The sequence below is a fragment of the bacterium genome (assembly GCA_040755795.1).
Lineage (GTDB): Bacteria > UBA9089 > CG2-30-40-21 > CG2-30-40-21 > SBAY01 > JBFLXS01.
In genome coordinates this window covers 1-1,483 of sequence record JBFLXS010000663.1, presented here as the reverse complement: position 1 = coordinate 1,483, position 1,483 = coordinate 1, and the positions used below count along the sequence as shown (strand labels likewise).

The 1,483-nt window shown below is 39.9% G+C and carries 1 protein-coding gene; it reads left to right on the top strand.

Translation table 11 applies throughout. The features are described from left to right. Window positions 1–119: 119 nt before the first annotated feature. Window positions 120–1,031 carry a hypothetical protein gene (locus AB1414_20720; GenBank protein MEW6609834.1) on the top strand — a complete coding sequence of 304 codons (912 nt, stop codon included), beginning with the start codon at window positions 120–122 and terminating at the stop codon, window positions 1,029–1,031. The last annotated feature ends 452 nt before the right edge of the window (window positions 1,032–1,483 follow it).

Genomic DNA, 1,483 nt, shown 5'->3' with positions numbered 1-1,483 from the left:
TGGAGAGAAAGTGACAAAGAAATGAATTGCTAACAAAACAATGAACCTGACAGAGCAGGTTATTTTGTCGTTAGGCGTAGTGATGAGAGTACAAAAATATAACGAGGAGGGGTATAAAAATGGAAAAAAATACAATAAAGGATTATAGGGTTACTCCATTCCTTTCGATTATAACTATTTTGCTGGGGCTTTTATTTATATCTGTCCCTATTGCTTTACAATTACAAGAACCATTAAGTTCCATCCTTGCACATATTGGTTATGTGTTTCTTCCCACGGGAGCCATTACACTCCTCTATGACCGTTATCTATTAGGAGTTTACACAAAGCGGTTGGGAATGGATTTAGTTGAAGCTATGAAGCCACATGCTAATGGTGAAATTACGAGAATGGGGGAAGCAATACAAGAAATTGCAGAAGGTACGAAGCTACTCGGAAGTGCGTTAGAATTAGGCTTCAGAATGGTCTATAGAGAACGTTCTGAAATTAACTATGCAAAATTACTTTCTAATGCCCACAGTCATGTAGATATATTAGGTCTCTCCCTAGGAACTTTTGCTCGCCAAATACAAGAGGATGAAGTCAGAAATTCTATTGAAGGTGCTCTCAGAAGAGGGTGCAAGTTCAGATTTTTATTAGTAGATCCTAAGTCAGAGCAAGTTCAAATAAGAGAAAATCAGGAAGGACGGGTAAAAGGTGCTATAAAAATAGATATAGAAGGTGCTATCAAAGATATAGAAGGGTTAATGAAAAAAGAGGAGAGGGAATATAGGACTATTTGCCTCCGAAAATCATCTTTTACTCCTACTTATTCTTTACTTAGAGTGGATAATAGGCTCTTTATACAGCCATATCCTTGTGGAGGAGCAGGATGGCGCTTTCCTACTTTTGAATTAGAAGATAAACTAGGAAGCGTTTTTCGTTACTACACTGAGGATTTCAATCAATTTTGGGAACATTCTGAACCCCAAGAAGTAGAGAATAGAGGGGCAAACCTCGGAGAGATAGAGGGTCAAGATAGAGCAAGATAGAGCAAGATAGAGGATCAAACCTCAAAAAGGGGAGATATTAGGGTCAAACCGTGAATGTGGAATGCACAATAATTCGGTAAGATAGAAGAAAAGAAAAAGATGGTAAAATGGAACTTTTTCCTAACCAAGCGTTGCAGCGGACGGCGGGGGGCTGTGCCGTGATTGAAAGTTTTATAGTATCTCAATAGGTAATCGTGCTTACAAAGTTTGGTGGCGATTCTCCCCGCCGCACCTGAACTTTGTCGTTAGAAGGGAGATATTTTAGGGTCAAACCGTGAATGTGGAATGCACAATAATTCGGTGAGGCAGAGGAAAAGGAAAAGATAGCGAATCAAAGTTTTTGTCTAACCCTGCGTTGCAGTTGACGGCGGGGGACTGTGCCGTGGTCAGAGTTTTGTGGTCTCTCAAAGTTTTATCTTGCTATCAAACTTTTGTGGTAATTCTCCCCGCCG